Source organism: Pseudescherichia sp., from assembly GCF_032052675.1.
Taxonomy (GTDB): Bacteria; Pseudomonadota; Gammaproteobacteria; order Enterobacterales; family Enterobacteriaceae; genus Pseudescherichia.
Genome location: NZ_DAMBWA010000001.1, coordinates 144471 through 171088 on the forward strand (window position 1 = coordinate 144471; position 26618 = coordinate 171088).

Sequence of the window (26618 nt, forward strand, 5' to 3'; positions counted from 1 at the left end):
TTATCGACGCAGTAAGGCTGACATTCATCGCAGCCTCGTCCAGGACAGAAGGAGGTCATTATGGCGACTATCGGCATGGCACAAAAACTCAACTCGCAGGTTAATCTTGAGTTTCAGGCATCTAATCTCTGCCTCTCGCTCAGTGAGTGGTGCTGTGAGCACGATCTACCGGGTTCGGCAACCTTCCTGCGCGCGCAGGCGCAAGAGAAAGTAAACCTTATGATGCGCGTATTCGACTTTATGAAGCGCGCCGGTGCCTATCCTATTGTGAAAGCGCGGGAAAATCCGCCTGAACACTTTAACTCTTTAGAAGAGCTGTTTCAGAAAGCGTTTGAGGAGTACAACGTGCGGCGGGAAATGCTGGCGCAGCTGAGCGAAGAAGCTAAAGCGGTAAAGGATGAAAAGACCCTTAATTTTTTGCGCGAGCTGGAAAAAGCAGAGCAGCAGGATGGTCTCCTGCTGCAGCTGTTGATTGGAGAGATTCATCGCTCTTTGCGTGACGGGAAAAATATCACCCAGACCGACCGGGCGCTGCTTAACGTAGTGAACTGCCGTAAACACTGATCGTTTATCGCTGCTCTTTCTGGCGGGATCCTCTCCCGCCAGGCCCCTACCGTCCGGACCCTACCCCAACGCCTCCAACAATAAAGAAAACCTCCGTTTGAAAATAACAAAACAAAGGTTTACTTTATTTGCCTGTATTCACGCTTTAGTGTGTTTCTTCCTGCGGTGTAAACTTCAGCTCAATTAAGGCAATGGCTTTCTGAATAGCGCGCCGGGTAACCGGGTCCGCCGCTGCCGGATGGGCAGTGAAATCGATGGTTTTAAGCTGGTTAGCCATCTTCTCACGCACCTCAACCGGGGCGATAACGTCAATGACATCGAGGATCTGTTTAATCACCAGCTGGCACGCCACAACGTCGGACACCAGCTCCTGATCGGCGCTAAGATTTTGAGACATAGTTACTCCTGATTTCCAGAAACAAAAAAACCTGCCGTAGCAGGTTTTTTATCACAGCAACTTTATTAAAACATAGCGCCCGGCGGTACGTCTTTAAAAGTCTTGCAATAGGTTTCAAAAATGCTTTTCAGGATCTTGCGCAATTTCATGTTGTGCTCCGGCTGTTTTGTTGTGCAGGTGTTACTTGTCTATGGGCGTATAATATGACTTGCATCACAAAAATCAACCAGTTTGTGATGAATATCACATCAATTCATCAACACCTTTTTTAGATTTGTTAATAAATCGTTGAATAATCCGCAAGTTACGCAGTTTCATTTTTTTTAATTATTATAATTTTTTTTGAAATGGCAGACCAAAAATGAGTGAAAATACCCTCCCGGAGAAAGCGCGGGGCGTCTCGCCTGCTGCGCTGCTGGTGGCCGGGGCCTTTTTTATGGAGTTTCTCGACGGGACGGTGATAGCGACTGCCCTGCCGGATATGGCAAAGAGTTTTGGCGTCGACGCGGTGGCGCTGAACATCGGTATCAGTGCCTATCTCATTACCCTTGCAGTACTGATCCCCGCCAGCGGCTGGATTGCCGATCGCTTCGGTGCGCGTAAGGTCTTCACCACCGCGCTGGCGATCTTTACCCTCGCCTCGGTATTCTGCGGCCTCTCCACCAGCGTAGAGATGTTTGTAGCGATGCGCATTTTGCAGGGCATGGGCGGCGCGCTAATGGTACCCGTCGGCAGGCTGGCCGTATTGCGTACGACGCCTAAACACCTGCTGATCACCGCCATCGCCACCCTGACCTGGCCCGCGCTGGTGGCGCCCATTATCGGCCCGCCTCTGGGTGGCTTCATCACCCGCTACGCCGACTGGCGCTGGATCTTCTTTATCAACGTGCCGATTGGCCTGCTGGCGATCGCTCTGGCGCTGCGCATCATTCCCGATATTCGCGATGACGAACGCCGCCCGTTCGACCTGGCTGGCTTTCTTTCCACCTCGGTGGCGATGGTCAGCCTGATGTGCGCGATGGAGATGCTGGGAGGTGAACAGCAGCAGGGAGCGTGGACGCTCGGCCTGCTGGCGCTGGGCACTGCGACCCTAGTCTACGCGCTACGCCATTTTCAGCGTGCCCGTTGGCCGATGATCCGCCTCGATGCCATGCAGGTGCCCACCTTTCGCGTTACCATGTATGGCGGATCGCTGTTTCGCGCCTCGATCAGCGCGGTGCCGTTTCTGCTGCCGCTGATGTTCCAGGTCGGCTTTGGTATGGATCCGTTTCATGCCGGGCTGTTGGTGTTGGCGGTCTTCGTGGGTAACCTGACGATTAAGCCCGCCACCACGCCGCTGATCCGCTGGCTCGGTTTTAAAAAGCTGCTGCTGATTAACGGTGCGTTGAACGTGCTGGCCCTGCTGGCCTGCGCCTTTATCACGCCGACGACGTCGGTATGGGTGATTTTTGTCGTGCTCTATCTGGGCGGCGTCTTTCGCTCGGTGCAGTTTACCGGCGTCAGCACTCTCGCCTTCGCCGATGTCCCCTCAGCACAGATGAGCTATGCCAATACCCTGTTCAGCACGGCTACCCAGCTGGCGGTTGGGCTGGGCATTACGCTCGGGGCTATCGGTATACGACTGGGAGAGAAGGTCAGCGACTGGCTGGCGCTTAGCGGCGTGCCAGGCATCAGCTTCCGGCTGGCATTTGTGTTTATCGCGCTGATCTGTCTGGTAGGAATGGCCGATACGTTCAGGCTGGCGAAAGATGCGGGCAGCGCGGTGTCGACAAAGAGACGTTAACTTCTGGCCGGGTCAGCGTCGCGCTGCCCGGCACAGGAGGAATCAGGCAAGCACTTCGCGAACGAACGCTTCGATCTCTTTATCCTGGCAGTGTTCAAAGAAGCACTGCTGGAAACGCTGGCCGGAGACGGCGGTTTTCACTAGCTCAGGGTCGATAGCACGCAGGGTGTCGAGATAGTTATCTTTTACCACTGCCGCTTTCACCTGGTTGAGGATCCCGGCGTTACGCACCTGTGGCTCTTTACGCTCTGGCGGATAGCCTTCACCTTTACGGCCGGTAAAGGCTTTTTCAAAGATAAAACGTACGTTCAGCTCTGCACCCCAGCCGAAGCCTTTAGCGAAAGGCAGCGCCAGCGCATTGCCGTTGTTGATTTGAGCAAACAGGAAGGCATCGGCCGGATCGATACAGTAGCCGCAGTTCACCCCTGGGTGAATATTCAGCGACATCAGCGCACCCTGCCCGGTGCCGCAGCCGGCGATCACAAAATCTACCGCCTTTGAGTTCAGCAGAATGCTGGCCATAATGCCCAGATGAATATAGGTCAGGTGATGATCGTTCTCATCGCTCATCCCAACGTTGAAAACCGGGAAGCCTTTATCATCAGCGACGGTTTTCAGCTCTTTGAGGATGATGGCATTTTTGGCAGCCTGGCTATTTTCCATCATCAGTGCAATTTTCATTATCTCTTCTCCTGAATGCGTTGCGGGGGATCCCATCATAAAGGGCTAATCAGCTTAAACCTTACTACCTGTCAAACATACTTTCAAATTTAATGAAAAAACGTTTTAATAAGTTGAGAGGCGGTCACAGTTTTGTTTAAGCCTGCCTGCCGTTGCGATTAGAGAAGCAGGAATCTTTGGCTATTCCGGGCATTGCCTGGCAAAGCAGGCTGTAGGATGAGAACATCGAAACTGAATCAGAGCGTTTGCATGAAGAGACTACTCCTTGCCGCCTCGCTGATGCTGCTTGCGGGATGCACTATCACGAAGGAACCTGAAGTCACCGACGTTAACCCGGCAACGGGCCTGGTGCGTCTGCACTTCAACGAGACGATGTTGCAGAAGGCACGCTATGACGACTACACCACCCAGGGAACGGCTAATCGCCAGTGCCAACAGATGGGCTATGCCACCGCGATAGCGTTTGGCCAGCCGATTAAAACCTGTAGCGTCATCAGCGGATCGCTGTGCCTGAACGAAACCGTCACTCTCCAGTACCAGTGTCAGGGCCATGCGGTGAACTACTCCCCGGCTGGCGTCTACTATTAATAAATATTGCCAGCGCTATACCGCTGGCAAATAATAAAAGCAACGATTCTCATTTATATATATTAATAAGCGCCAATGCGTGTTATTCCCATTCGTATTTTTAATAAATAACTTTTTTATTTTACCTTTTGCAAATAATTAAATAACAAATTATAGTGGCGACACGTAACCCTTCCCTGCCTGTTATGGAATAACGCCATGCTTAAAAATGAAATGATTGAACAGCTCAATGAGCAGATGAATCTTGAACTCTACTCCTCTCTGCTTTATCAGCAGATGAGCGCCTGGTGTAGCTATAACAGCTTTGAAGGAGCTGCTGCGTTTCTGCGTCGCCACGCGCAGGAGGAGATGACCCATATGCAGCGCCTGTTTGATTACCTGACCGATACCGGCAGCCTGCCGCGCATTAACGCGATCCCGACGCCCTTCGCTGAGTATGCCTCGCTGGACGAGCTGTTTCTTGCTACCTACGAACATGAGCAGCTGATCAGTCGTCAGATTAATGCCCTTGCCCATTTCGCGATGACCACTCAAGATTATCCGACCTTTAATTTCCTGCAGTGGTTTGTGGCCGAGCAGCACGAAGAAGAGAAATTATTTAAATCGGTAATCGATAAACTCTCCCTGGCCGGTAAAAGCGGCGAAGGTCTCTACTTTATTGATAAAGAGCTCTCTACGCTCGACGCACAAAATTAATTATCTGGCGGTGCCCTGCGCCGCCATAATAACTTCCGACTTGCTATAACTATCTTATTCTCCTGCCCCTGCGTAATACATCATCAAAAATCGTATTGTTATCTTTACACTGCTTGTAACGGTGGTTTGACGTCAACGCCGTTTTGCCTTACTCTGCGCCGCACAATTTTGGTGCGCAGTTCAGGTGTAAAGAGAAGCGTGAAGAACAGGACTTTTGGCAGTATGTTTATCGTTGCCGGGACCACGATTGGTGCCGGTATGCTGGCGATGCCGCTGGCCGCCGCTGGCGTCGGTTTTGGCGTAACGCTGGCGTTACTATTTTGCCTGTGGGGGCTTATGTGTTACACCGCCCTGCTGCTGCTGGAGGTATATCAGCACGTTCCGGCCGATACCGGCCTCGGCACGCTGGCCCGCCGCTATCTCGGGCGCTACGGTCAGTGGGCGACGGGTTTTAGCATGCTGTTTTTAATGTATGCCCTGACGGCGGCCTACATGAGCGGCGCAGGCGAGCTGCTGGCCTCCAGCCTGAGCGAGTGGTTGAACCTCTCCGTTTCACCTGCTTCCGGCGTACTGCTGTTTACTCTTGTTGCTGGCGGCGTAGTCTGCATTGGCACTTCGCTGGTAGATCTCTTCAACCGTTTTCTGTTTAGCGCCAAGCTGATCTTCCTGATTGTGATGCTGGCGCTGCTGATGCCCCACGTGCATAAGGTAAATCTCCTGACGCTGCCACTGGAGAAGGGGCTAGCGCTCTCTGCTATCCCGGTGATCTTTACCTCTTTTGGTTTTCATGGCAGCGTGCCGAGCATCGTTAGCTACATGAACGGCAACGTGCAGAAGCTGCGCTGGGTGTTTATCACCGGCAGCGCTATTCCGCTGGTGGCCTATATCTTCTGGCAGTTGGCGACGCTGGGCAGCATCGACTCCACGACTTTCTTTGGTCTGATGGCAAACAGCGCCGGGCTTAACGGCCTGCTGCAGGCCCTGCGCGACGTCGTGGCCTCACCACACGTGGAGCTGGCGGTGCACCTGTTTGCCGATCTGGCGCTGGCGACGTCGTTTCTGGGGGTGACTCTGGGGCTGTTTGACTACCTGGCCGATCTCTTCAATCGACGTAACAATGCGGCAGGCAGGCTGCAGACCGGGGCGATTACTTTCCTGCCGCCGCTGGCCTTTGCCCTCTTCTATCCCCGCGGTTTTGTCATGGCGCTGGGGTATGCAGGCGTAGCGCTGGCCGTGCTGGCGCTGTTAATTCCGTCTCTGCTGGCGTGGCAGAGCCGCAAGCATACGCCGCAGGCGGGATACCGCGTTCGGGGCGGAAAACCGGCGCTGCTGCTGGTGCTCTTCTGCGGCGTGGCGGTGATTGCGATTCAGTGTGGTATTGCAGCGGGACTGCTGCCAGAGGTGGGTTAGAGAAGTGAGCTCAACGTAGGCCGGGCAAACGCAGTGCCGCCCGGCGTTACGGTGTCAGCCTGGTTACGCCCGGTGGCGCTATGCTTACCGGGCCTACAATAAGGGTATCAGTGCAGGCAGCACTGCTTATATTTTTTGCCGCTGCCGCACGGACAGGGATCGTTGCGTCCCACCTTATCACCGTTGACTATCGGCTGTTTTACCGGACGCTCCTGCTGATTGTCAGCCCAGTAGTCAAACAGCGCCAGCGCAGCGGGCTTCAACGCCTCGACGCTCGCCTCAAAGGCTTCCGGCGTCATCTCCTCTACGCGGGTAAAGTTCTCCTCTTTACCGTGCAGGGCAATGGCCTCCAGCGCGGGCTGTAACGACTCCGGCAGCGAGGACCAGTCGCTAAGCGCCACACCGCGCATATAGCCGAAGCACCACTCCTCTACGATGCTCAGATCCTGGCCTTCAATAGTCCGGGTGCCAAACAGCGGCTCAAACTGATCAGGGTAATCGGCAAGACGCTCGGCGATATCGTTCATATGCTGGAAAGAGAGGGTCATAAAGCGTTCCATCTCTTTTTCAGAGGACCAGCGTGGAACATGGTTTGCTCCACCCCAGATAGCCACCAGCCACTCGCTCGGCTCGATCTCCGTCGGCGCGCTCAGCACCGCGGTAAGCAGGCCATCCAGCTCCGCAACGTCGACAATGGACGCCTCGTTGCCGTACTTGGCCAGCACGTCATCCAGCCACTCCAGCTCATTTTCATTCAGCGGTCCGGTTTTCATCATTCACTACCTCAGTTTGGGGCGGGCGTATATATAATAGACGACTGCAGATCGCAGACACAAAAAAACCACCCGTGGGTGGTGTGACGATACTGCTTATTGCTTTGATTATTCTGCTAATTTCTAATGGTACCCGGCGCGGGAGTTGAACCCGCACTGTCTCACAGCCGAGGGATTTAAAATCCCTCTTTTAACACATAAAAAAACAATAAGTTAGTTCATCTTTCCCTAAGATTACGGCCCGTATCATATCAGGTTTGGTGCGCGATGACATTTTTATACGTGCCAGAGCAGAACTAATAATTTTGCTGCATAGTGAGATCGCTGCCCTGGTTAGTATAAATATCCCACTCCCCGACCTGCGGCCGCGTGACGCACAGAACCGGGCGCCCTGCACCGGGCGAAACGGCAATTTTATTAATTTTTCGGTCCAGCTCATGTAGCGAATGCACCTCAACCGGATCGACCTCGGCACAGGTAAATTCGTTACTGCTCATTGGCCAGCGGCTGGCTGGTAATGGCGGAGCAAATAGCAACCAGACAAAAAAAACTGTGATAGTAATCCATAGAAAAACAAATACTTTTGCACCAATGAATATTTCATCGCCTACAAATCCACACTTAATGAGTGGGCAAATTACCAGCAATAACCGTACTATTAAAATTGATATTACAGATCAATCGCGCCCGATCGATCGTTCAAAACGATCGATGGCACATCGGCCAAGGGAAAAGGCAGAGAAGAGAACCAGGCATGAACGAGATGAGGTATACAAATCGCAGGCACAAAAAAACCACCCGTAGGTGGTTTGACGACACTGCTTATTGCTTTGATTATTCTGCTAATTTCCAATGGTACCCGGAGCGGGACTTGAACCCGCACAGCCTTACAGCCGAGGGATTTTAAATCCCTTGTGTCTACCGATTTCACCATCCGGGCTCGGGAGGAAATTGGAGGCGCGTTCCGGAGTCGAACCGGACTAGACGGATTTGCAATCCGCTACATAACCGCTTTGCTAACGCGCCTTAAATCTTTGTCTTGCGACTCGCATTCGCTATTGCCAATGCTCATAATTTGGAGCGGGAAACGAGACTCGAACTCGCGACCCCGACCTTGGCAAGGTCGTGCTCTACCAACTGAGCTATTCCCGCTTATCAGGTGATAACGCTAATCACTTGATTTTACTCTCATCTGGCAAGCTGCGCCGCCGTCTGATGCGATGCATTCTACTTACCTGACGCACTGAGTCAACGATATTTTTAAAAACCAGGATCGTTTGCTGAAAATTAAGCCGAAACGATCACTGTTCCAGCAGATCGCCTCGGGCAGCATTTAAATACTGGAACATGGACCACAGCGTCAGCACCGCCGCAACCCATAGCAGGCCAATTCCCGCCCACTCTACCCAGGCGTTCGGCCGCCACAGCATCCACACCAGCGAGGCCATCTGCGCAGTGGTTTTGACTTTCCCTATCCACGATACCGCTACGCTGCTGCGCTTGCCCAGCTCCGCCATCCATTCGCGCAGAGCGGAGATGATGATCTCCCGCGCAATCATGGTCGCGGCAGGCAGCGTCACCCACCAGGTGTGGTAGTGCTCAGCCACCAGCACCATAGCGATGGCTACCATCACCTTATCCGCCACCGGATCGAGAAACGCGCCGAAACGGGTGCTCTGGTTCCAGCGACGGGCCAGGTAGCCGTCAAACCAGTCCGTCACTGCGGCGACGAGAAAGATTAGCGCACATGCGAAGGGAGCCCAGACCACCGGCAGGTAAAACGCCAGCACAAAGAACGGGATCAGGATGACACGAAAAAGCGTGAGCAACGTTGGGATATTAAATCGCATAGTGGCAGGTAACTGTCTGTTGTCAGTAAAAATTAGCCCTATGTTGCTACAGAGCCCTCAATGTTTCAACGAGTAGAAGATCTTTTCTGCCAACCCCTGCGAAATACCCGGTACTTTTGCGATATCCTCAACGCTGGCGTTGAGTAAACCCTGCAAGCCTCCCATGTATTTCAGCAGCATCTGGCGGCGCTTCGGCCCGACCCCTTCAATGGTCTCCAGGGTACTGGTATTTTTCACCTTCGCGCGTTTTTTACGGTGTCCGCTAATGGCGTGATTGTGCGACTCATCGCGAATATGCTGGATCACATGCAGCGCCGGTGAGTCTGGCGGCAGGTTAAAGCCCTCTCCTTCAGGTTCGAAGAAGAGCGTCTCCAGTCCGGCCTTACGGTCGGTGCCTTTCGCCACGCCCAGCAGCAGCGGATGATGTTTATCCCAGGGAACGTCCAGCTCGGCAAAGACCGACTTCGCCTGACCCAGCTGCCCCTTGCCGCCGTCGATTAAGATCACGTCTGGCACCTTGCTCTCTTCAATGGCCTTACCGTAACGACGACGCAGCACCTGGTTCATGGCGGCATAGTCATCGCCTGGCGTAATGCCGGTAATATTGTACCGACGGTACTCCGCGCGCAGCGGCCCGTTGGCGTCAAACACGACACAGGAGGCCACGGTCTGCTCGCCCATCGTATGGCTGATGTCAAAACACTCCATGCGCCGCACCGCTGGCAGCTTCAACAGGGTGGCCAGCGCCACCAGACGTTGGCTAACCGTTGACTGCTGGGAGAGCTTGGTGCTGAGCGCCGTGGCAGCGTTGGTACGGGCCAGCTTCAGGTAGCGCGCCCGGTCACCGCGCGGTTTCGTCTGCACGTTAACGCGGCGGCCTGCCAGCTCGGAGAGCGAGTCGGCCAGCAGCGTTTTGTCGTTCAGATCGAAGTCGAGCAGGATCTCGCCCGGCAGGGTGCGCATCTGGCTGCCCTGCAGGTAGAACTGACCGACAAAGGTTTCCACCACTTCGCCAAGTTCGGTGCCGCCCGGCACCTTCGGGAAGTAGCTACGGCTGCCCAATACCTTGCCCTGGCGAATAAAGAGCACGTGCACGCAGGCCATACCGGCATCAAACGACACGCCAATGACGTCGAGATCGTCGCCGGTGTTAGAGACAAACTGCTTCTCGGTGACGCGGCGTACGGCCTGGATCTGATCGCGAATGCGCGCCGCCTCTTCGAAGTCAAGATCGCGGCTGGCCTTCTCCATACGTTCAATCAGCAGGTTGAGGACCTGATCGTCTTTACCCGCCAGGAAGAGGCGCACGTAGTTAACCTGCTGGGCATACTCCTCCTCGCTAACCAGCCCCTCAACGCACGGCCCAAGGCAGCGACCAATCTGGTACTGTAAGCAGGGACGGGAGCGGTTGCGGTAGACGCTGTTTTCACACTGGCGGATAGGGAATATCTTTTGCAGCAGCGCAAGCGTCTCACGTACCGCATAGCCGTTAGGGAACGGCCCAAAATACTCCCCTTTCGCGTGCTTGGCTCCCCGATGCGTCGCCAGACGCGGGTGGGTATCACCGCTGAGAAAGATAAACGGGTAGGATTTATCGTCGCGCAGCAGCACGTTGTACCGGGGCTGGTACAGCTTAATATAGTTATGCTCAAGCAACAGCGCTTCCGTTTCCGTATGGGTTACCGTCACGTCGATCTGCTGGATCTGAGAGACCAGCGCTTCGGTTTTTCGTGAGGCAAGATTGCTACGGAAGTAGCTGGACAGGCGCTTCTTGAGATCTTTGGCTTTACCGACGTAGATAACAGTACCGCCGGCGTCATACATGCGGTAGACACCGGGTTTACTGGTAACCGTACTCAGAAAGGCTTTTGAATCAAAAACATCACTCACTGACTTGTTAACGTCTCCGCATTACACAGACCATGACGAATGGCCAGGTGGGTCAACTCTACGTCACCGTGTATGTTCAATTTACTGAACATACGGTAGCGATAGCTGTTCACCGTCTTCGGACTGAGATTCAACTGTTCGGAGATCTCATTCACTTTTTGGCCTTTGGTTATCATCAGCATAATCTGCAATTCGCGTTCAGACAAACTGGCAAAGGGAGATTCGGCTTTCTCCGGCTCAATCTGACTGAGGGCCATCTGCTGGGCAATGTCTGATGCAATATAGCGTTGGCCCGCATAAACAGCGCGAATAGCGTTAACCATCTCTTTTGGGGCAGCACCCTTGCTGAGGTAGCCTGACGCGCCCGCCTGCATCACTTTCGCAGGTAACGGGTTTTCAGTGTGAACGGTCAGCATAATCACTCTGGTATCAGCCGTGGATCGCGCGATTTTACGCGTCGCCTCCAGACCACCAATACCGGGCATGTTCATATCCATCAGCACCACATCCACAGGATGAGTACGGCACCATTTTACGGCATCTTCGCCGCAACAGACCTCGCCGGAAACTTTTATGCCTTTAATATCTTCCAGAATGCGTCGTATCCCTGCGCGCACCAGCTCGTGGTCATCAACAAGAAGAACGTTGATCAAAGCAAATCTCCAAAAAGGGATAACGCGACTGACAGTACAGTCGCTCTATATTAGCGTTATTTTGGCTAAAACTAAAAGATTAAATGCGATGCGTACGATTTCGTTCGCACTTCTGGAAATAAAGCTATACAAAACGTGGAAAGACCCCGTCTCGCTTGGATTTTAAACACGTGTTTAAAATACCACTTTTCAGCAGGTTATAGGTGTGAATATTATTTTAGCATTGTAAAAAGCCCATTTTCCTTTGTAACAATGATTAACGGCTTTTATACCTCTTTTAAACATATACGCTGGGCTATAAATTAGAGCAAATCGTAATAACATACTATTTACGTGCACACTTGTATGGCGATCAAAAAACAACCAGTGCTATTTTCTGTAGCGCTTGTGCTATACTCCGCCGCCTTTACATTCACGGGCGCGCATAGGCGCTGTAACATATCGAGGAAAAATAGATGAGCACTCCTGACTTTTCTACTGCGGAAAACAACCAACAACTGGCTCAGGAAGTCTCCTGCCTGAAAGCGATGGTCACCCTGATGCTGCAGGCGCTGGGCCAGGCGGATGCTGGTCGCATCATCCTGAAAATGGAGAAACAGATCGCACAGATGGAAAATGAAGCGCAGGCTGATGTATTTGCCAATACGGTTAAGCAGATTAAACAAGGCTACCGTCAGTGAGAGATACCGGCTGGCAGGCTGTCAGCCGGTAGTGCGTTCGGCACGCGAAACGCAGGTGGCGCTCATATAAATCCGGTCGCCGCCGCATAGCAGGCAATCTGCGTTTTATTCGGTGCGTTAAACTTCTTCTGCATGTTTTTCTGGTGAAAATTCACCGTGTTTTCAGAAATCGACAGGATCATGGCGATCTCCGCCGACGTCTTCCCTTCCGCTGTCCACTTGAGAATTTCACACTCACGCTTGCTGAATTTCATCTCCGGCGACATCACCATCTCCTCTTCCAGACGTGAGAGCGTCACCAGGCTCAGCTGCACCAGCAGTTGCAGAGAGAGTTCAATCTCATCGGCGCTTAAGCTTTTACCCCGTACCGAGGTTTTTGATACGGACAAGAAACCGTTCGCGCGGTTAGGCAGCATCAGACACTGGGTATACCCTTTGCGTAATCCATGATCGCGTGCGGCATCCCACATTGTCTGCGCATCCTGAAACAGGCGATCGTTCCAGGGCAGATGGCCCTGAATAAAGTTATCCGGCTTCAGGACAGGATCAACAGTAAAGTAGTTCTCTGCGCAATAATGCGCTCTCCACCGTTCAGGGTAGGAGGTCTCCAGAAACGTTTTTGGCCGGGTGAAAGGCACTGGGTGGCGAACGCATAAAGAGTAGTAGTCAAATTCCAGCCGCTGCGTCTGGCGCTCCAGCTCTTTATAGACCTCATCTGCTGCTGTCATCTCACTAAAACGCCGCAGCATGTCCCTTCGCCATGTGAAAAAATCAATATCCTGCATACTGACCGCGAAAACCCCGTTCGTTATATATTTATTATGTATGTATAAAACTATCACATAAATCTTATTTCTAGATCCAAATTATCCGACTGGTGGGAAATTAACTGAATTTATATACCAACCGAAGCGAGATTAACGGGAGAAATGGCGGGTTATTAGCTGGGGATGTAGAACCGACGGCGCCGCAGCGCTCACCGCCGATAATGCCGGTGAGCGCATTTGCGGAACGTTACTGCATGAGAAATTTTTCAAGAAACTGACGGGTTCTCGGCTGCTGAGGCTGGGTAAACAGCGTTTTAGCAGGCCCCTGCTCCACTATCCGGCCCTGATCCATAAAGATTGCCCTATCGGCTACGTCCCGGGCAAAGCTCATCTCATGGGTCACGATGACCATAGTGCGTTTCTCCTGCGCCAGCTGGCGAATGGTGCTAAGGACCTCTCCCACCAGCTCAGGATCCAGCGCCGAAGTAGGCTCATCAAAGAGGATCACGTCCGGGCGCATCGCCAGCGCACGGGCAATGGCGACGCGCTGCTGCTGTCCGCCAGAGAGCCGTTTCGGGTAGCTGGTCTCCTTGCCGCTCAACCCTACTTTGGCAAGCAGCTCCCGGGCGCGCGTCTCGGCCTCGGCTTTCGCTTCCCCCTTCACAATCACCGGTCCCTCAATGATATTTTCCAGCACCGTGCGGTGGGGAAAGAGATTAAAGCTCTGAAAGACAAAGCCAACGTGCTGACGCAGCTGGCGGATCTGCCCTTTCTGCTGGCTTAACGCCCGCGCCGTATCGATGGTGATGGTACCGACGCGGATGCTGCCGCTCTCCGGGTGCTCCAGCAGGTTAATACTGCGCAGCAGCGTTGTTTTTCCCGAGCCGCTGGGGCCGATGATCGCGACCACCTCCCCTTCGTTGACCTCTAAATCAATGCCGTGCAGCACCGTCTGGCCGTGAAATTTCTTCACCAGGTTTTTTACTTCAATCGCACTCATTTCGGATCGCGCTCCTGACGGTTAAGCTGGTTTTCGAAATAGTTCTGCAACGCCGAGAGTACCGTGGCCATCACCCAGTAGATCAGGGAGGCGGCAAGGTACATGGTAAAGACCTCCAGCGTTCGGGAGGTGATCAGCTGCGCCTGACGGAACAGCTCCGGCACCTGGATTGTCGCTGCCAGCGAGGTATCTTTTACCAGGCTGATGAAGCTGTTGCTGAGCGGCGGCAGCGCCACTCTGGCCGCCTGGGGCAGAATCGCCCGCCGCAGGGTTTGCCACGGCGTCATGCCGATACTGGCCGCGGCCTCCCACTGCCCCTTATCGATCGAGGAGATAGCGGCGCGCAGCGTTTCAGAGGTATAGGCCGCCGTATTGAGCGACAGACCGATCATGGCCGCCGGGATGGGATCCAGCTCAATGCCAAACTGCGGCAGGCCGTAGTAGATCATAAACAGCTGGGCAATCAGCGGCGTGCCGCGAAATATAGAGATATAGAAACGTGCCAGCCAGCGTACCGGCGCAATGGCCGACATCCGCATCAGGGCCAGCACAAAGCCGAGCAGCAGGCCAAAGAACATCCCGCCGATACTAAGCTGTAACGTGAAGACTGCCCCCCGCAGCAGGTACGGTAGGGACTCTATCACCAGTTGAATACTCTCTTGCATTATGTTTTTTCTGCCTGAAGGTTAAACATGAGGATGGTAGGCAAAGAGCGCAGGCGCGCCGCCGGTATGGATAAACAGGATCGGCCCCTGATCCTTAAAGCGGTTCTGGTTAATGCCATCGATCAGCCCGGCCATTGCCTTACCGGTATAGACCGGATCGAGCAGAATACCCTCAAGGCGAGCCAGCAGCTTGATAGCCTCCATGCCCTCCTCGTTTGGCGTACCGTAGCCGGGCGCAAAGTAGTCATCCCACAGCACGATGTCAGCCTTCGCCTCAACCTCAAGCTCGCGGGCTACGGCCTGCTGAAGCGCAACCACTTTCGGCTTCTGCTCGTCACGCTTGCGGGAGACGGTAACGCCAATCAGCTCCGCCTCGGGCATCAGCTGCTCAAGGCCAACCGCCAGCCCGGCGTGTGTCCCGGCGCTGCCGGAGGCCACGACGATTGAAGAGAGCGCCACCGCCCCTTCACACTGCTGGGCAATCTCCAGGGCGCTCTCCACGTAGCCCAGCGCACCCAGCGCGTTCGAGCCACCGACCGGAATGACATAAGGGCGAAAGCCCTGGGCTTCAATACGCGTCGCCAGCTCACCTAGCTGCGCGACTGGATCGGTCAGGGCATCGCACATCTCTACCTGAGCATTAAAGAGATCCAGCAGCAGCCGGTTGCCGTTAGTGAGATAGTTCTCTGCCCGCGTAGCGATAGGGTTCTCCAGCAGCGCCACGCAGTGCAGGCCAAGCTTCGCCGCCACGGCGGCGGTCTGACGGACATGGTTGGACTGGATCGCCCCGGCGGTGATCAGCGTGTCCGCCCCCTCTCGCAGCGCGTCGGCGGCGAGGAACTCCAGCTTGCGCAGCTTATTGCCTCCGAGCGCCATCGGGGTGACGTCATCGCGTTTGATATAGATTTCACGCCCCAGATAGTCAGAGAAGCGCGGCAGGTACTCCAGCGGCGTCGGCGCGCCAATAAATTCGAGGCGCGGAAAGCGGGTCAGGTTCTGCAAAGACATAGGGCCTCCGGTGGCCAATAGTAAACATGCTGCTGTTAATTATGTACCTTTAGCGGCAGAAATAAAAAAGGCGCCTCAATAAGCGCCTTTTTACCGCCGGTGAACGTTACTTCGTTACGTCAGCACCGAACCATTTTTCTGACAGAGCCTTCAGGCTACCATCTTTCTGCATGGCGGCAATCGCCTCGTCAACCGCCTTCAGCAGGTCCTGGTTGTCTTTACGCAGCGCCACGCCCGCTTCCTGACGGGAGAACGGCTCGCCTGCTACCGCCAGCGTATCCTTGGTCTTTTTCACCAGATCCAGCGCCGCCAGACGATCCACCAGAATGGCGTCGATACGGCCTACGCGCAGATCCTGATATTTGGTCGGGTCATCATCATAGGTGCGGATATCCACGCCCTGGACGTTCTTGCGCAGCCACTCTTCATAGTTGGTGCCCAGTCCCACACCGACCTTTTTACCCTTCAGATCGGCAGCGGTTTTGATCCCGCTCTCATTGCCCTTCTTCACCAGCGCCTGAATACCGGAGACGGTGTAAGGGGTAGAGAAATCATACTTCTTCTTACGCTCGTCGGAGATCGTCACCTGGTTGATCACGACGTCGATGCGCTTGGAGTCCAGCGAGGCCAGCATACCGTCCCACTTAGTTGGCTTCAGCGAGGCTTTTACGCCAAGATGTTTTGCCAGTTCGTTAGCGAACTCGACTTCGAAGCCGGTAAGCTTGCCGTCATCACCCTGATAGCTGAACGGCGGATAGGTGCCTTCCAGCCCCACCAGCAGCGTGCCGCGCTCTTTGACTTTATTCAGCAGCCCTTCATCAGCGAAGGATTTCGCGCTTACACCTGCCATCAGCGCAACAGCCATCACACCCATCAGCGCCTGACGACCCAAAAGTGCTAATTTCATAGTTACCCCGAATATGATAATTGGTTGGTAGCAGTGTAAGGTGCTGACCCACAAGGTACAAACACCTGTACGCTACATATTATTCACTTTTAATATATATCAGAAGTTGCGCCGGAAGCGATTTTCTGACTGGCCATAAAGTGCGCCTGGGCTTTGAATTGCGCATACTTGCGCAGGGCGATTCGGTAGTTATTGGTGCTGGTGGTGGGCAGCCACGGCTCCAGAACTTCATCCAGAAAACCGTCTTCTAGCTGGTCGGGAGTAATACGGTGGGCGGTTAGATGGTTGCCAAGACGGCGCAGGCGTACGACATACTCACGTACCGTGCCGTGGCTCATTTCGGTTTGCTCAAACAGATACTGTTTAAAGCCAATAATATCAAAAAAGTCGCTCTGCTCTTTGCAATGCAGATCGCCGCAGAAGCGGCACAGGGCGACCCACTCTTTCTGCTCCTGCTCCCAGCCCGCTTCGTCCAGCAGCGTATCGAGGCGCGAGATAGCAATTTTATTGACGATTTCGCCCCGGCGCACCAGCGTGATGCGGTCGAGCAGTTTATGGCAATGGGCGCAATGCGTCTGGCTGTGTTTAAAGTCTTTCAGGTAGCGGCTTAATGGCCGTCTTTTTACTTGCAGCACCGTCATGATAACTCCTGGTTGTCAATACGTTGTGCGACATCGTTCAGGCAGCACTCATTGCTGCCTATAACTTACCCAGTTTGGTACGTAAGCGTTTAATAGCCTGGCTATGGAGCTGGCTTACCCGCGACTCTCCAACGTCCAGCACCGCGCCGATCTCTTTGAGATTCAGCTCTTCCTGGTAGTAGAGCGTCAATACCAGCTGCTCACGCTCCGGCAAGGCTTCGATCGCCTCCATCACGCGATGGCGGAGATTGCTCTCCAGCAGCTGATGTAACGGGTTCTCCTGCTGGTGATCGTCGGTCACCAGCTCAATGCTATCGCCATGCTCTTCACGCCACTCGTCATAGGAGAAGAGTTGGCTATTATTGGTGTCGAGCAACATCTGACGATACTCTTCCACAGAAATATTGAGCCGCTGCGCAACCTCGGTTTCCGTTGCGTTACGGCCTAACTCCTGCTCCAGCTGCCCCATCGCCTGCGTCACTTCGCGGGCGTTACGCCGGACGCTACGTGGCACCCAATCGCGGCTGCGCAACTCGTCCAGCATGGCCCCACGAATACGCTGCACTGCGTAAGTGGTAAATGCCGTTCCTTGCAGAGCGTCGTATCGGTCAACTGCATTCAATAACCCGATACCGCCCGCCTGTAGCAGATCGTCCAGTTCCACACTCGCCGGCAAGCGCACCTGCAGGCGCAATGCTTCGTGACGCACTAGCGGTACATAACGTTGCCACAGCGAGTGTTTATCCATTACACCTTCAGCGGTATAGAGTGTATTCACGATAAACAGCCCTGCGTTAAATGAGTTATCGGCATGATTATCCGATTCTGGAGGGGTTTTAATCGGGTGAATAGTGGGTGAAATGGGGGGTTATTTGGGGTTATAGGTGAGCAGGCATAAAAAAACCCCGCCGGAGCGGGGTTTAGGCAAGCGATGCGAATTAACGCAGCAGGGACAGTACGTTCTGAGTTGTCTGGTTAGCCTGCGCTAGAACAGAGGTACCTGCCTGTTGCAGGATCTGAGCACGAGACATGTTAGATACTTCAGTTGCGTAGTCAGCGTCTTCGATACGGCTACGAGCAGAAGACAGGTTGTTTACAGTATTGCCCAGGTTAGTGATGGTAGAATCGAAACGGTTCTGTACCGCACCCAAGTCAGAACGCAGAGCATCAACTTGTGCGAGAGCTTTATCTAAAGCTTTTAATGGATCACTAGTTTTATCACTTGAAGTTTGAGCATCGGTCGTAATTTTACCCTCTGCATCTTTATAGGCTGCTTTTCCCGAACCATTAGTGATCGAACCATCATCTTGAACATAATATGTTGCAACATTAGAATTTGTAAGTGCGCCGTCACCTTTGGTGTAAACTTGCAGACCACCAACAGTTTCTGTTACTGCACCAGCTGCACTAATTGAATAATCAGTACCAGTTGCGAAATCTACAGTAAGTGCATTATTTTTAACTGCACTGGTCAAAGAATCTGAACTGATAAACGCTTTATCAACTTTAACACTACCAGCATTCGCAGGATCTGCTGTACCGGAGAAAGTAAATGTACTTCCATCAGCTGTTTTAATTGTTGAAGCTACAGCATTACCAGTTGCTCCCCCAACGTTGTTATTCTGTAATTTTTCAAGAGTTGCTTGCCCTAATGAATCTGAACCATTTTTGGTTAAATTACCAGTTGTATCCAAGTACAGTGCTGATCCATCATCAGCTGCAGTGATTTTACCATCAGAACCAATGGTTACATTCTGAGCAGAACCATCAATAGTGATAGTAGCTGACGCAGTATCTCCAGCCTTGGGAGCGATGTATTTCTGTACTTGATCGTAGGTTGCAGTAGAACCTGCTGTTGAGAATGAATAGTTTTTCTTATCTGCATCGTAATTATAAGTGGTTGAGGCAGAAGAAAAGCCATTGTCGATACTAGAGGTTACTTTGTCATTAGTTTTGAGCTTATCTAATACATCTGCAGTTGTAGAATTTTTATAACCCGCATCACCAGTATAAGTTTTACCTGCATCGGCTGTTGTAAAACCAGCAGCTTTAAGATCTGCAGTTGAAGCAACGCTATTAGCAACACCACCCTTACCATTCACGTTGAAACCATCCAGGCCCAGAGTTTTGGAGGTGATCTCTTTCAGGTCGATAGAGATAGTTTCACCATCGTTTGCGCCAACCTGGATTTTCAAAGAACTGTCAGAAGCCAGCACTTTTACGCCGTTGAACTGAGTCTGACCGGACACGCGGTCGATTTCGCTCAGACGCTGGCCAATTTCATTCTGGATTGAATCCAGGTCAGACTGGGAGTTGGTACCGTTAGTTGCCTGCACAGACAGCTCACGAACACGCTGCAGGTTGTTGTTGATCTCAGACAGTGCGCCTTCAGTGGTCTGCGCAATAGAGATACCGTCGTTGGCGTTACGGGAAGCCTGAGTCAGGCCTTTAATGTTAGAGGTGAAGCGGTTAGCAATCGCCTGGCCCGCAGCGTCATCTTTAGCGCTGTTGATACGCAGACCAGAAGACAGGCGTTCGATGGCGGAGCTCAAAGAAGACTGGGATTTGTTCAGGTTGTTCTGGGTCAACAGCGACAGGCTGTTTGTATTGATAACTGATGCCATGATTTTTTCCTTATCAGTTTATATCTTAATGTTGATGGGCCGTTGCCCACGGTTTCTCACCGTAACCAAGGTATCGGCACTTCAAAATCGAACTTTAGGAGATTTTCATTTTTTTCCACGCTATTTTTTAAGCTCTGAAAAGCCGCTTCATCGCACCACTATTCCCTCCATTATATTTCTATAAATTTTACTAAACTCTGCCTGAACATTGCCGATACCGTGCTTAACCACTGTTTGCAATATTAAAGGAACATGCATGGCTTCTATTTCATCTTTAGGTGTTGGATCGAACCTGCCGCTAGACACGCTACTGACGAATCTGGAAACAGCCGAGAAAGCGCGTTTGACGCCGATTACTCAGCAACAAAGCAGCTACTCATCAAAGCTGACGGCTTTTGGCACGCTTAAAAGCTCTTTGGAAAAATTCCAGACGGCAAACACAGCCTTAAATGATGCTTCGCTTTTTAAAAGCACAGTGGCGACCAGTTCCAGTACAGATTTGACCGTAAGCACCGCGGCAGGCGCGGCACCGGGCACCTATAAAATCAACGTCACCCAACTGGCGCAGGCGCAGTCGTTGCGCACGACCGCGACGGTGGCGAATACCAAAGATGCGCTGGGGGATACCAGTGCCGAAGAGCGCACCCTAGTTATTAAGCAGGACGGTAAAGAAAAACCGCTTGAGATTAAACTGACCAAAGATCAGACCTCGCTGTCGAGCCTGCGTGACGCCATCAACAATGCAAACGGCGGCGTTTCTGCCAGCATTGTGAAACTTAAAGACGACGATTATCAGCTGGTTCTAACGTCAACTGAAACCGGCGTAACCAATAAAATGAGTGTTTCTGTCACCGGCGACAGTAAGTTGAATGAGCTACTTAGCTACAACAATGCAGATGCAGCTAGCTCCGGCATGACGCAGATTGTCGAAGCCAAAGATGCAGAACTGACGGTTAACGGCATTGACATCGTTCGCAGCAGCAACACGGTGACGGATGCGCCGGAAGGTCTGACGCTGAATCTGACCAAAGTTGCCAGCGATACCACAGTCACCGTCAGCCAGAGCAATGATAAAGCGACCTCAGCCATTACAGCTTGGGTCAATGCATATAACTCGCTGGTCGATACTATCGGCACGTTGACTAAATACACTTCAGTTGATGCGGGAACGGATGCGCAGGATACCAGTAATGGTGCACTGCTTGGTGACAGCTCGGTGCGTACTATTCAGACCGGCATCCGCGCGCAGTTTTCTACTAGCATCAGCAGCGGGAGCTTCCAGACGCTGTCACAGATGGGCGTGACTCAGGATCCCTCTACCGGCAAGCTGAAGATTGATAACGATAAGCTCAGCACCGCGCTGAAAACAGGCTCGGTCGATGTTCAGGCGCTGCTGGTGGGTGACGGTAAAGAAACGGGCGTGACGACCAAAATCAGTAAGCTGGTTGAAGGCTATCTGGCCGATGACGGCATTATCGATAGTGCTCAGGACAGTATCAACACCACGCTGAAAAGACTGACGAAGCAGTACCTTTCCGTTAGTGCCAGTATCGACGACACGGTTGCACGCTATAAGACGCAGTTTACGCAATTAGATTCGCTGATGAGTAAGCTTAACAACACCAGCACTTATCTAACTCAGCAGTTCTCATCAAGCAGCTCTTCATAACACGAGGTTGATATGTATACGGCGGGTACCAAAGCCTACGCGCAAATCGGTGTAGAAAGCGCCGCGATGAGCGCCAGTCCACACCAGCTCATCGTCATGCTTTTCGACGGTGCGCATAGCGCGCTCGTACGTGGGCGTCTATTTATGCAGTCTGGCGAAATGGTTGCCAAAGGCGAAGCACTCAGCAAAGCCATCAATATTATTGATAACGGCCTGAAGGCCGGGCTGGATCAGGAAAAAGGCGGCGAAGTCGCCACCAATTTATCATCATTGTATGACTATATGATCCGTCGCCTGCTCCAGGCAAATCTACATAATGACAGTCAAGCAATTGAAGAGGTCGAAGGCTTACTGAGCAATATTGCCGATGCCTGGAAACAGATCTCCCCTCAGCAAGCCGTTCAGGAGTCTATTTGATGTCTCTGCATGTGAAGTTGATTAGCCGTTGGCAGCGCGTTGTGCTGCTTAGCCAGTCGCTGTTGGAACTTGCCCAGCGTGGCGAGTGGGATCTTCTTCTAGAACAGGAAGTTACCTATTTGCAAAGTATTGAGGCAGTGATGAAAACACAAACTCCACAAGAAATGCAGCAAAGCATACAGGATTTAGTGGCCAGCTATCTAAAACAGACGCTGGAAAATGAGGCGTTATTAAAGCAACTCCTTGGGCGACGTCTTGATGAATTAAGTTTGCTAATTAGTCAGTCTACTCGCCAGCAGTCCCTTAATAACACCTACGGACGTCTTTCCGGTATGCTTCTTGTACCGGAATCCGGTACACCCGCACGATAAATTTCGCGTGAGTTATACTCCAGAAGTCATATAAATGACTTCTGGAGCATGGTCGATGAAAAACCCCACCTTATTGCAATGCTTTCACTGGTACTATCCGGAAGGCGGTAAACTCTGGCCGGAAGTGGCCGAGCGTGCGTCTGGTTTTAATGATATTGGCATTAACATGGTCTGGCTGCCCCCCGCTTATAAAGCGGCAACGGGAGGGTATTCGGTCGGCTATGACACCTACGATCTCTTTGATCTGGGCGAGTTCGATCAAAAAGGCACGGTTCCTACTAAATACGGTGATAAAGCACAGCTGCTGGCGGCTATCGGCGCGCTGAAGGAGAACGGCATCGCCGTACTGCTCGACGTGGTAGTTAACCATAAGATGGGGGCCGATGAAAAAGAGTCGATCTCTGTTAATCGGGTAAATGAACACGATCGTAACCAAATCGATGATGAGGAGATCGCCTGCGAAGCCTGGACGCGCTACACCTTCCCCGCTCGTGAAGGAAAATATTCTAAGTTTATCTGGGACCACAAGTGTTTTAGCGGCGTCGATCATATCGAAAATCCCGACGAAGACGGCATATTCAAAATTGTTAACGATTACACCGGCGATGGCTGGAACGATCAGGTCGACGAAGAGCTGGGTAACTTCGACTATCTGATGGGATCCAATATCGACTTTCGCAACCGGGCGGTCACGGAGGAGATCAAATACTGGGCGCGTTGGGTAATGGAGCAGACCCAGTGCGACGGCTTCCGCCTTGATGCCGTTAAGCATATCCCGGCGTGGTTCTATAAGGAGTGGATCAACCACGTGCAGGAAGTGGCGCCAAAGCCGCTCTTTATCGTCGCTGAATATTGGTCCCATGAGGTCGATCGCCTTCAGCAGTATATCGATCAGGTAGATGGCAATACGATGCTGTTCGATGCGCCGCTGCAGATGAATTTTCATCAGGCTTCGCTGCAGGGCCGTGACTACGACATGAGCCAGATTTTCACCGGCACGCTGGTGGAGGCCGATCCCTTCCATGCCGTCACCCTGGTCACCAACCACGACACCCAGCCGCTACAGGCGCTGGAGGCACCGGTGGAATCCTGGTTTAAGCCGCTGGCCTACGCCCTGATCCTGCTACGGGAAAACGGTGTGCCGTCGGTGTTCTATCCGGATCTCTACGGCGCAAGCTATGACGATACCGGCGGCGACGGCGAAACCTACCACATCGACATGCCGATTATCGAACAGCTTGACCAGATGATCCTGGCTCGTCAGCGTTTCGCCCACGGCGTACAGACCCTGTGGTTCGATCACCCGAACTGCATCGCCTTTAGCCGGAGCGGAACCGAAGAGGATCCGGGCTGCGTCGTCGTGCTTTCCAACGGTGACGATGGAGAGAAAACGCTGGAGCTAGGGGAAAACTACGGCAATAAGATGTGGCGCGACTACCTCGGCAATCGCGAAGAGACCGTCAGCACCGACGAAAACGGTACGGGCACCTTCACCTGCAACGGCGGCAGCGTCAGCGTGTGGGTGTTGGAAGAGGTGCTGTAACGTAATACGCTGAGCGAGGCGACTCGCTCAGCGTTGTTACTTACGGCAGCGGCGTAGGCAGCGGGCTTTTCGCCAGCACATCAGCACACTCAGCGGTTGGGCGATCGACCCGCTTCAAGGTCATGCCTGCATACTCCAGCATGGCACCATCCCGCTCTACCGAGTAAACCTCGACCTTCTGCGTCACGTTATAAAAATCATCCCCACGCAGCGTCAGCTTGCCTGGGAGGGCAATTACGCGCTGCCACTGGCGGCAGTCCAGCGTATCCCCGGCGGGGGTCACCACCAGGCTGGCAATCGCCTCCGGGCTTACCAGCTTGCTTTGCGGCCCGGCTGACTGCCAGTACCCGGCCAGATCCGCTGGCGCGGGGTGCTTAACCACCTCGTTATAGTTATCAATCTGTGCACAGCCGGTCAGTGCCAGCAGTGCGCTAAAAATCGCTACTTTTTTCATCTAATGTCCTGCCTGCGAAGAAAAAAATATTCTGGCATTAAAGCGCCACGCCCGCCAGCGATAACCTTCGCGAGTTTAATTGATCTGCACCGTATAAATGCCATTTACCGCTGGGCAAAAGTACCGTTCCGTGTAGGATCGCGGTTCCGCTTTACAACATAAACCTTCTGAGTTCAGAGGCTACTACCATGTCCTGGCAACACTTCAAACAGCGCTGGCTGATTACCTTTTGGGCCCCCCTGCCCGCCGTTATCGCCGCTGGCATTCTCTCAACCTACTATTTTGGTATCACCGGCACCTTCTGGGCCGTCACCGGGGAATTTACCCGCTGGGGCGGTCAGCTACTGCAGTTAGTGGGCGTTCATACAGAAAACTGGGGCTACTACAAGCTGATCCATCTGGAGGGCACGCCGCTAACCCGCATCGACGGCATGATGATCATCGGCATGTTTGGTGGCTGTTTTGCCGCCGCGCTGTGGGCGAATAACGTCAAGCTGCGACTGCCCCGCAGCCGTATCCGTATCTTTCAAGCCATTGTTGGCGGCATCATTGCCGGATTTGGCGCGCGCCTGGCGATGGGCTGTAACCTGGCCGCGTTTTTCACCGGCATTCCGCAGTTTTCGCTCCATGCCTGGTTCTTTGCGCTGGCCACAGCGGTGGGCAGCTGGTTTGGTGCGCGCGTTACCCTGCTGCCGTTTTTCCGTATTCCGGTAAAAATGCAGAAGGTCTCTGCCGCCTCGCCGCTGACGCAGCAGCCTGACCGGGCGCGACGTCGCTTTCGCCTCGGCATGCTGGTGTTTGTCGGTATGCTGGGTTGGGCGCTGCTCACGGCAATGAATCAGCCTAAGCTCGGTCTCGCCATGCTGTTCGGCGTCGGCTTTGGTCTGCTGATTGAGCGAGCGCAGATCTGCTTCACCTCTGCCTTCCGCGATATGTGGATCACCGGCCGAACCCATATGGCGAAGGCCATTATCCTCGGAATGGCGGTGAGCGCCATCGGTATCTTCAGCTATGTCCAGCTGGGGGTTGAAGCCAAAATTATGTGGGCTGGCCCCAACGCCGTGATTGGCGGGCTGCTCTTCGGCTTCGGGATTGTACTGGCGGGCGGGTGTGAAACCGGCTGGATGTACCGCGCCGTTGAGGGCCAGGTGCACTACTGGTGGGTGGGACTGGGTAACGTCATCGGCTCGACGCTGCTGGCCTATTTCTGGGACGATCTGGCCCCGTCGCTGGCCACCCGCTGGGATAAGGTGAATCTGTTGAACACCTTCGGTCCGCTCGGAGGATTACTGGTCACCTACGGCCTGCTGCTTGCCGCCCTGCTGCTGGTCGTGGCGTGGGAGAAACATTTCTTCAAACGCGCCGCCACGCTGGCGGTTAAGGAAGCAGTATGAAGACGAGTGTTCCGGATTATCGCCTGGATATGGTAGGCGAACCTTGTCCCTACCCTGCCGTTGCCACGCTGGAGGCAATGCCGCAGTTGAAAAAGGGTGAGATATTAGAGGTGGTAAGCGACTGCCCGCAATCGATTAATAACATTCCGTTGGACGCGCGCAATCATGGCTATACCGTGCTGGGTATCCAGCAGGATGGGCCAACGATTCGTTATTTAATTCAGAAGTAGAGCGGTGAGAGCCGATCGTAGGCCGGGTAAGCGCAGCGCCACCCGGCGAGTGCAGTCATGTCGGGCGGCGACTGATGCCTGGCCCGACCTGCACAGCTACGAACGCTATTTTACTGCGGAATACGCAGCACCTGGCCCGGATAGATTTTTTCCGGGCTTTTCAGCATCGGTTTGTTCGCTTCAAAGATCTTATTGTACTGGTTAGCGTCGCCGTATACCTGTTTAGAGATAGCGCTCAGGGTATCACCGGATTTCACCGTATAGAACTGGCTCTCTTTAGCAGGCGTATCGGTAGCAGCAGTGGCCTTAACGTTGTCGGCTACGCTGGCAATACCGGAGATGTTACCTACCGCCACCAGAATCTTCTCTTTGGCTTCCTGGCTCAGGCCTTCACCCGTTACGGTAGCCTGACCGTCGGCAACCTGCACGTTCACCTTATCGGCATCTGGGATCCCGGTTTTGCTTAGATGCTCTTGCACCTTTTTCGCCTGCTCATCCTTGTCGTCATGCCCGGACACGGCGTCCCACAGCTTTTCGCCTGCTTCTTTTACAAAATTGAATAGACCCATTTTCAGCTCCTTACCGTTAAGTTAAGACTCTGAAAGTGTAGCAGAGGTCAGGGCAAGCGGCTGACGTAAGCGTGATTTAGGGAAGTTCTGACTATCAGAGAAAGCCGTCAACCTGATTTAACAAGCGCAGCGGAGCCTACAATTTTATATTCATCGACACCCAGTCGGGAACCTAAAGGTGACGTCTGCTGCTTTAATTGAATTCATCATGATGTAGATCTTACAAATTTGCCCGTTATACTGGTCGTTATCGCATAAAATGCGCATACGCCGAGGCTAGATAAAATTTTTAATGACAGGTGATCACATTCAGTACAGCAACGACGCGGAATGCTATGCAATTAGTAAAGAGGCCGGGTTTTGGTTCTCCTTTCGCCCAAATAAGCTGAAATCA

The 26618-nt window shown here is 53.1% G+C and carries 30 protein-coding genes and 3 tRNA genes; 12 read left to right on the plus strand and 21 right to left on the minus strand.

Annotated features, from left to right (window positions below):
- Positions 1-60: 60 nt before the first annotated feature.
- A complete protein-coding gene (locus RTX96_RS00695) occupies positions 61-564 on the plus strand; it encodes a non-heme ferritin-like protein (RefSeq protein WP_103819262.1) in 504 nt (167 codons plus the stop codon).
- Positions 565-709: 145 nt separating this feature from the next.
- Here RTX96_RS00695 and RTX96_RS00700 read toward each other — a convergent pair whose 3' ends face one another.
- Together RTX96_RS00700 and azuC are read right to left on the minus strand one after the other, a co-directional pair.
- Complete coding sequence (locus RTX96_RS00700) at positions 710-961, minus strand: DUF2766 family protein (protein ID WP_312669834.1); 252 nt, start codon at positions 959-961, stop codon at positions 710-712.
- 65 nt (positions 962-1026) lie between these two features.
- Positions 1027-1110, minus strand: a complete 84-nt coding sequence (azuC, locus tag RTX96_RS00705) for a stress response protein AzuC (protein ID WP_088218881.1) — start codon at positions 1108-1110, stop codon at positions 1027-1029.
- Between the two features lie 212 nt (positions 1111-1322).
- Here azuC and RTX96_RS00710 point away from each other — a divergent pair, with 212 nt between their 5' ends.
- Positions 1323-2744 carry an MFS transporter gene (locus tag RTX96_RS00710; protein WP_312669835.1) on the plus strand — a complete coding sequence of 474 codons (1422 nt, stop codon included), beginning with the start codon at positions 1323-1325 and terminating at the stop codon, positions 2742-2744.
- Between the two features lie 42 nt (positions 2745-2786).
- Here the strand turns inward: RTX96_RS00710 and RTX96_RS00715 are convergent, their stop codons facing one another.
- Positions 2787-3425: an RpiB/LacA/LacB family sugar-phosphate isomerase gene (locus RTX96_RS00715; RefSeq protein WP_103819260.1), complete on the minus strand. Its 639-nt coding sequence runs from the start codon at positions 3423-3425 to the stop codon at positions 2787-2789.
- A 249-nt stretch (positions 3426-3674) separates the two neighbouring features.
- Here RTX96_RS00715 and yecR point away from each other — a divergent pair, with 249 nt between their 5' ends.
- From yecR to tyrP, 3 genes are all read left to right on the plus strand, one after another.
- Positions 3675-4013, plus strand: coding sequence for a YecR family lipoprotein (gene yecR, locus RTX96_RS00720; RefSeq protein ID WP_312268101.1), 339 nt, complete (start codon positions 3675-3677; stop codon positions 4011-4013).
- A 198-nt stretch (positions 4014-4211) separates the two neighbouring features.
- On the plus strand, positions 4212-4709 hold the full coding sequence (ftnA, locus tag RTX96_RS00725; protein WP_312268102.1) for a non-heme ferritin: 498 nt from the start codon (positions 4212-4214) through the stop codon (positions 4707-4709).
- Between the two features lie 198 nt (positions 4710-4907).
- Positions 4908-6119 (plus strand): tyrosine transporter TyrP, encoded by a 1212-nt coding sequence (tyrP, locus tag RTX96_RS00730; RefSeq protein WP_103819257.1) that lies wholly within the window; start codon positions 4908-4910, stop codon positions 6117-6119.
- A 107-nt stretch (positions 6120-6226) separates the two neighbouring features.
- Here the strand turns inward: tyrP and RTX96_RS00735 are convergent, their stop codons facing one another.
- The 8 genes from RTX96_RS00735 to uvrY all read right to left on the minus strand — a co-directional run bounded on the left by RTX96_RS00735 (position 6227) and on the right by uvrY (position 11285).
- Positions 6227-6892 carry a YecA family protein gene (locus tag RTX96_RS00735; RefSeq protein ID WP_312670009.1) on the minus strand — a complete coding sequence of 222 codons (666 nt, stop codon included), beginning with the start codon at positions 6890-6892 and terminating at the stop codon, positions 6227-6229.
- A gap of 296 nt (positions 6893-7188) precedes the next feature.
- On the minus strand, positions 7189-7389 hold the full coding sequence (locus RTX96_RS00740) for a hypothetical protein (RefSeq protein ID WP_312669836.1): 201 nt from the start codon (positions 7387-7389) through the stop codon (positions 7189-7191).
- A gap of 356 nt (positions 7390-7745) precedes the next feature.
- Positions 7746-7832: transfer RNA gene (locus RTX96_RS00745), tRNA-Leu, on the minus strand.
- Between the two features lie 12 nt (positions 7833-7844).
- Positions 7845-7918, minus strand: a tRNA-Cys gene (locus RTX96_RS00750).
- A 50-nt stretch (positions 7919-7968) separates the two neighbouring features.
- Positions 7969-8044: transfer RNA gene (locus tag RTX96_RS00755), tRNA-Gly, on the minus strand.
- A gap of 149 nt (positions 8045-8193) precedes the next feature.
- Positions 8194-8742, minus strand: coding sequence for a CDP-diacylglycerol--glycerol-3-phosphate 3-phosphatidyltransferase (gene pgsA / locus RTX96_RS00760; protein WP_103819255.1), 549 nt, complete (start codon positions 8740-8742; stop codon positions 8194-8196).
- A 57-nt stretch (positions 8743-8799) separates the two neighbouring features.
- On the minus strand, positions 8800-10632 hold the full coding sequence (gene uvrC / locus RTX96_RS00765; protein WP_103819254.1) for an excinuclease ABC subunit UvrC: 1833 nt from the start codon (positions 10630-10632) through the stop codon (positions 8800-8802).
- A complete protein-coding gene (gene uvrY, locus RTX96_RS00770) occupies positions 10629-11285 on the minus strand; it encodes a UvrY/SirA/GacA family response regulator transcription factor (protein ID WP_103819253.1) in 657 nt (218 codons plus the stop codon). Before uvrY ends, uvrC begins: the two co-directional genes overlap by 4 nt.
- A gap of 455 nt (positions 11286-11740) precedes the next feature.
- On the opposite strand from uvrY, the gene RTX96_RS00775 reads away from it, so the two are divergent.
- Positions 11741-11965 carry a DUF2594 family protein gene (locus RTX96_RS00775; RefSeq protein WP_103819252.1) on the plus strand — a complete coding sequence of 75 codons (225 nt, stop codon included), beginning with the start codon at positions 11741-11743 and terminating at the stop codon, positions 11963-11965.
- A 62-nt stretch (positions 11966-12027) separates the two neighbouring features.
- Here RTX96_RS00775 and sdiA read toward each other — a convergent pair whose 3' ends face one another.
- From sdiA to RTX96_RS00815, 8 genes are all read right to left on the minus strand, one after another.
- Positions 12028-12750, minus strand: coding sequence for a transcriptional regulator SdiA (gene sdiA, locus RTX96_RS00780; protein WP_103819251.1), 723 nt, complete (start codon positions 12748-12750; stop codon positions 12028-12030).
- Between the two features lie 229 nt (positions 12751-12979).
- Positions 12980-13732 carry an L-cystine ABC transporter ATP-binding protein TcyN gene (gene tcyN, locus RTX96_RS00785; RefSeq protein WP_103819250.1) on the minus strand — a complete coding sequence of 251 codons (753 nt, stop codon included), beginning with the start codon at positions 13730-13732 and terminating at the stop codon, positions 12980-12982.
- The gene (gene tcyL / locus RTX96_RS00790; RefSeq protein WP_103819249.1) at positions 13729-14397 is read right to left on the minus strand and encodes a cystine ABC transporter permease; all 669 of its coding nucleotides are present in this window, start codon (positions 14395-14397) and stop codon (positions 13729-13731) included. Before tcyL ends, tcyN begins: the two co-directional genes overlap by 4 nt.
- A gap of 21 nt (positions 14398-14418) precedes the next feature.
- Complete coding sequence (gene dcyD / locus RTX96_RS00795; RefSeq protein WP_312669837.1) at positions 14419-15405, minus strand: D-cysteine desulfhydrase; 987 nt, start codon at positions 15403-15405, stop codon at positions 14419-14421.
- Positions 15406-15511: 106 nt separating this feature from the next.
- On the minus strand, positions 15512-16312 hold the full coding sequence (gene tcyJ, locus RTX96_RS00800) for a cystine ABC transporter substrate-binding protein (protein ID WP_103819247.1): 801 nt from the start codon (positions 16310-16312) through the stop codon (positions 15512-15514).
- An 89-nt stretch (positions 16313-16401) separates the two neighbouring features.
- Positions 16402-16953: a flagella biosynthesis regulatory protein FliZ gene (gene fliZ, locus RTX96_RS00805; protein WP_312669838.1), complete on the minus strand. Its 552-nt coding sequence runs from the start codon at positions 16951-16953 to the stop codon at positions 16402-16404.
- A gap of 58 nt (positions 16954-17011) precedes the next feature.
- Positions 17012-17731, minus strand: coding sequence for an RNA polymerase sigma factor FliA (locus RTX96_RS00810; RefSeq protein WP_312669839.1), 720 nt, complete (start codon positions 17729-17731; stop codon positions 17012-17014).
- Between the two features lie 160 nt (positions 17732-17891).
- Positions 17892-19577 carry a FliC/FljB family flagellin gene (locus RTX96_RS00815; RefSeq protein ID WP_312669840.1) on the minus strand — a complete coding sequence of 562 codons (1686 nt, stop codon included), beginning with the start codon at positions 19575-19577 and terminating at the stop codon, positions 17892-17894.
- 256 nt (positions 19578-19833) lie between these two features.
- Between RTX96_RS00815 and fliD the strand changes: the two genes are divergently transcribed.
- From fliD to amyA, 4 genes are read left to right on the plus strand one after another with little or no spacing between them, the layout of a single operon-like run.
- Positions 19834-21246: a flagellar filament capping protein FliD gene (gene fliD / locus RTX96_RS00820; RefSeq protein ID WP_312669841.1), complete on the plus strand. Its 1413-nt coding sequence runs from the start codon at positions 19834-19836 to the stop codon at positions 21244-21246.
- A gap of 12 nt (positions 21247-21258) precedes the next feature.
- Positions 21259-21663: a flagellar export chaperone FliS gene (gene fliS, locus RTX96_RS00825; protein WP_312669842.1), complete on the plus strand. Its 405-nt coding sequence runs from the start codon at positions 21259-21261 to the stop codon at positions 21661-21663.
- Positions 21663-22034: a flagella biosynthesis regulatory protein FliT gene (gene fliT, locus RTX96_RS00830; protein WP_312669843.1), complete on the plus strand. Its 372-nt coding sequence runs from the start codon at positions 21663-21665 to the stop codon at positions 22032-22034. Before fliS ends, fliT begins: the two co-directional genes overlap by 1 nt.
- A gap of 55 nt (positions 22035-22089) precedes the next feature.
- Entirely contained in the window at positions 22090-23577 is a 1488-nt protein-coding gene (gene amyA, locus RTX96_RS00835) for an alpha-amylase (protein ID WP_312669844.1), read from the plus strand.
- Between the two features lie 40 nt (positions 23578-23617).
- On the opposite strand, the gene yedD is transcribed toward amyA, so the two are convergent.
- On the minus strand, positions 23618-24031 hold the full coding sequence (yedD, locus tag RTX96_RS00840) for a lipoprotein YedD (RefSeq protein ID WP_312669845.1): 414 nt from the start codon (positions 24029-24031) through the stop codon (positions 23618-23620).
- 188 nt (positions 24032-24219) lie between these two features.
- On the opposite strand from yedD, the gene yedE reads away from it, so the two are divergent.
- Together yedE and yedF are read left to right on the plus strand one after the other, a co-directional pair.
- Entirely contained in the window at positions 24220-25425 is a 1206-nt protein-coding gene (gene yedE, locus RTX96_RS00845; protein ID WP_312669846.1) for a selenium metabolism membrane protein YedE/FdhT, read from the plus strand.
- A complete protein-coding gene (gene yedF / locus RTX96_RS00850) occupies positions 25422-25655 on the plus strand; it encodes a sulfurtransferase-like selenium metabolism protein YedF (protein WP_312669847.1) in 234 nt (77 codons plus the stop codon). The genes yedE and yedF overlap by 4 nt, the downstream gene beginning before the upstream one ends.
- Positions 25656-25765: 110 nt before the next feature.
- Here the strand turns inward: yedF and lysM are convergent, their stop codons facing one another.
- A complete protein-coding gene (gene lysM, locus RTX96_RS00855) occupies positions 25766-26224 on the minus strand; it encodes a peptidoglycan-binding protein LysM (RefSeq protein WP_312669848.1) in 459 nt (152 codons plus the stop codon).
- Positions 26225-26618: the final 394 nt, after the last annotated feature.

Coding starts and splice junctions, on each gene's coding strand:
- RTX96_RS00695 (WP_103819262.1), top strand. CDS start 61: ATGGCGACTATCGGCATGGCACAAAAACTCAACTCGCAGGTTAATCTT.
- RTX96_RS00700 (WP_312669834.1), bottom strand. CDS start 961: ATGTCTCAAAATCTTAGCGCCGATCAGGAGCTGGTGTCCGACGTTGTG.
- azuC (WP_088218881.1), bottom strand. CDS start 1,110: ATGAAATTGCGCAAGATCCTGAAAAGCATTTTTGAAACCTATTGCAAG.
- RTX96_RS00710 (WP_312669835.1), top strand. CDS start 1,323: ATGAGTGAAAATACCCTCCCGGAGAAAGCGCGGGGCGTCTCGCCTGCT.
- RTX96_RS00715 (WP_103819260.1), bottom strand. CDS start 3,425: ATGAAAATTGCACTGATGATGGAAAATAGCCAGGCTGCCAAAAATGCC.
- yecR (WP_312268101.1), top strand. CDS start 3,675: ATGAAGAGACTACTCCTTGCCGCCTCGCTGATGCTGCTTGCGGGATGC.
- ftnA (WP_312268102.1), top strand. CDS start 4,212: ATGCTTAAAAATGAAATGATTGAACAGCTCAATGAGCAGATGAATCTT.
- RTX96_RS00735 (WP_312670009.1), bottom strand. CDS start 6,892: ATGAAAACCGGACCGCTGAATGAAAATGAGCTGGAGTGGCTGGATGAC.
- RTX96_RS00740 (WP_312669836.1), bottom strand. CDS start 7,389: ATGAGCAGTAACGAATTTACCTGTGCCGAGGTCGATCCGGTTGAGGTG.
- pgsA (WP_103819255.1), bottom strand. CDS start 8,742: ATGCGATTTAATATCCCAACGTTGCTCACGCTTTTTCGTGTCATCCTG.
- RTX96_RS00775 (WP_103819252.1), top strand. CDS start 11,741: ATGAGCACTCCTGACTTTTCTACTGCGGAAAACAACCAACAACTGGCT.
- sdiA (WP_103819251.1), bottom strand. CDS start 12,750: ATGCAGGATATTGATTTTTTCACATGGCGAAGGGACATGCTGCGGCGT.
- tcyN (WP_103819250.1), bottom strand. CDS start 13,732: ATGAGTGCGATTGAAGTAAAAAACCTGGTGAAGAAATTTCACGGCCAG.
- tcyL (WP_103819249.1), bottom strand. CDS start 14,397: ATGCAAGAGAGTATTCAACTGGTGATAGAGTCCCTACCGTACCTGCTG.
- dcyD (WP_312669837.1), bottom strand. CDS start 15,405: ATGTCTTTGCAGAACCTGACCCGCTTTCCGCGCCTCGAATTTATTGGC.
- tcyJ (WP_103819247.1), bottom strand. CDS start 16,312: ATGAAATTAGCACTTTTGGGTCGTCAGGCGCTGATGGGTGTGATGGCT.
- fliZ (WP_312669838.1), bottom strand. CDS start 16,953: ATGACGGTGCTGCAAGTAAAAAGACGGCCATTAAGCCGCTACCTGAAA.
- RTX96_RS00815 (WP_312669840.1), bottom strand. CDS start 19,577: ATGGCATCAGTTATCAATACAAACAGCCTGTCGCTGTTGACCCAGAAC.
- fliD (WP_312669841.1), top strand. CDS start 19,834: ATGGCTTCTATTTCATCTTTAGGTGTTGGATCGAACCTGCCGCTAGAC.
- fliS (WP_312669842.1), top strand. CDS start 21,259: ATGTATACGGCGGGTACCAAAGCCTACGCGCAAATCGGTGTAGAAAGC.
- fliT (WP_312669843.1), top strand. CDS start 21,663: ATGTCTCTGCATGTGAAGTTGATTAGCCGTTGGCAGCGCGTTGTGCTG.
- amyA (WP_312669844.1), top strand. CDS start 22,090: ATGAAAAACCCCACCTTATTGCAATGCTTTCACTGGTACTATCCGGAA.
- yedD (WP_312669845.1), bottom strand. CDS start 24,031: ATGAAAAAAGTAGCGATTTTTAGCGCACTGCTGGCACTGACCGGCTGT.
- yedE (WP_312669846.1), top strand. CDS start 24,220: ATGTCCTGGCAACACTTCAAACAGCGCTGGCTGATTACCTTTTGGGCC.
- yedF (WP_312669847.1), top strand. CDS start 25,422: ATGAAGACGAGTGTTCCGGATTATCGCCTGGATATGGTAGGCGAACCT.
- lysM (WP_312669848.1), bottom strand. CDS start 26,224: ATGGGTCTATTCAATTTTGTAAAAGAAGCAGGCGAAAAGCTGTGGGAC.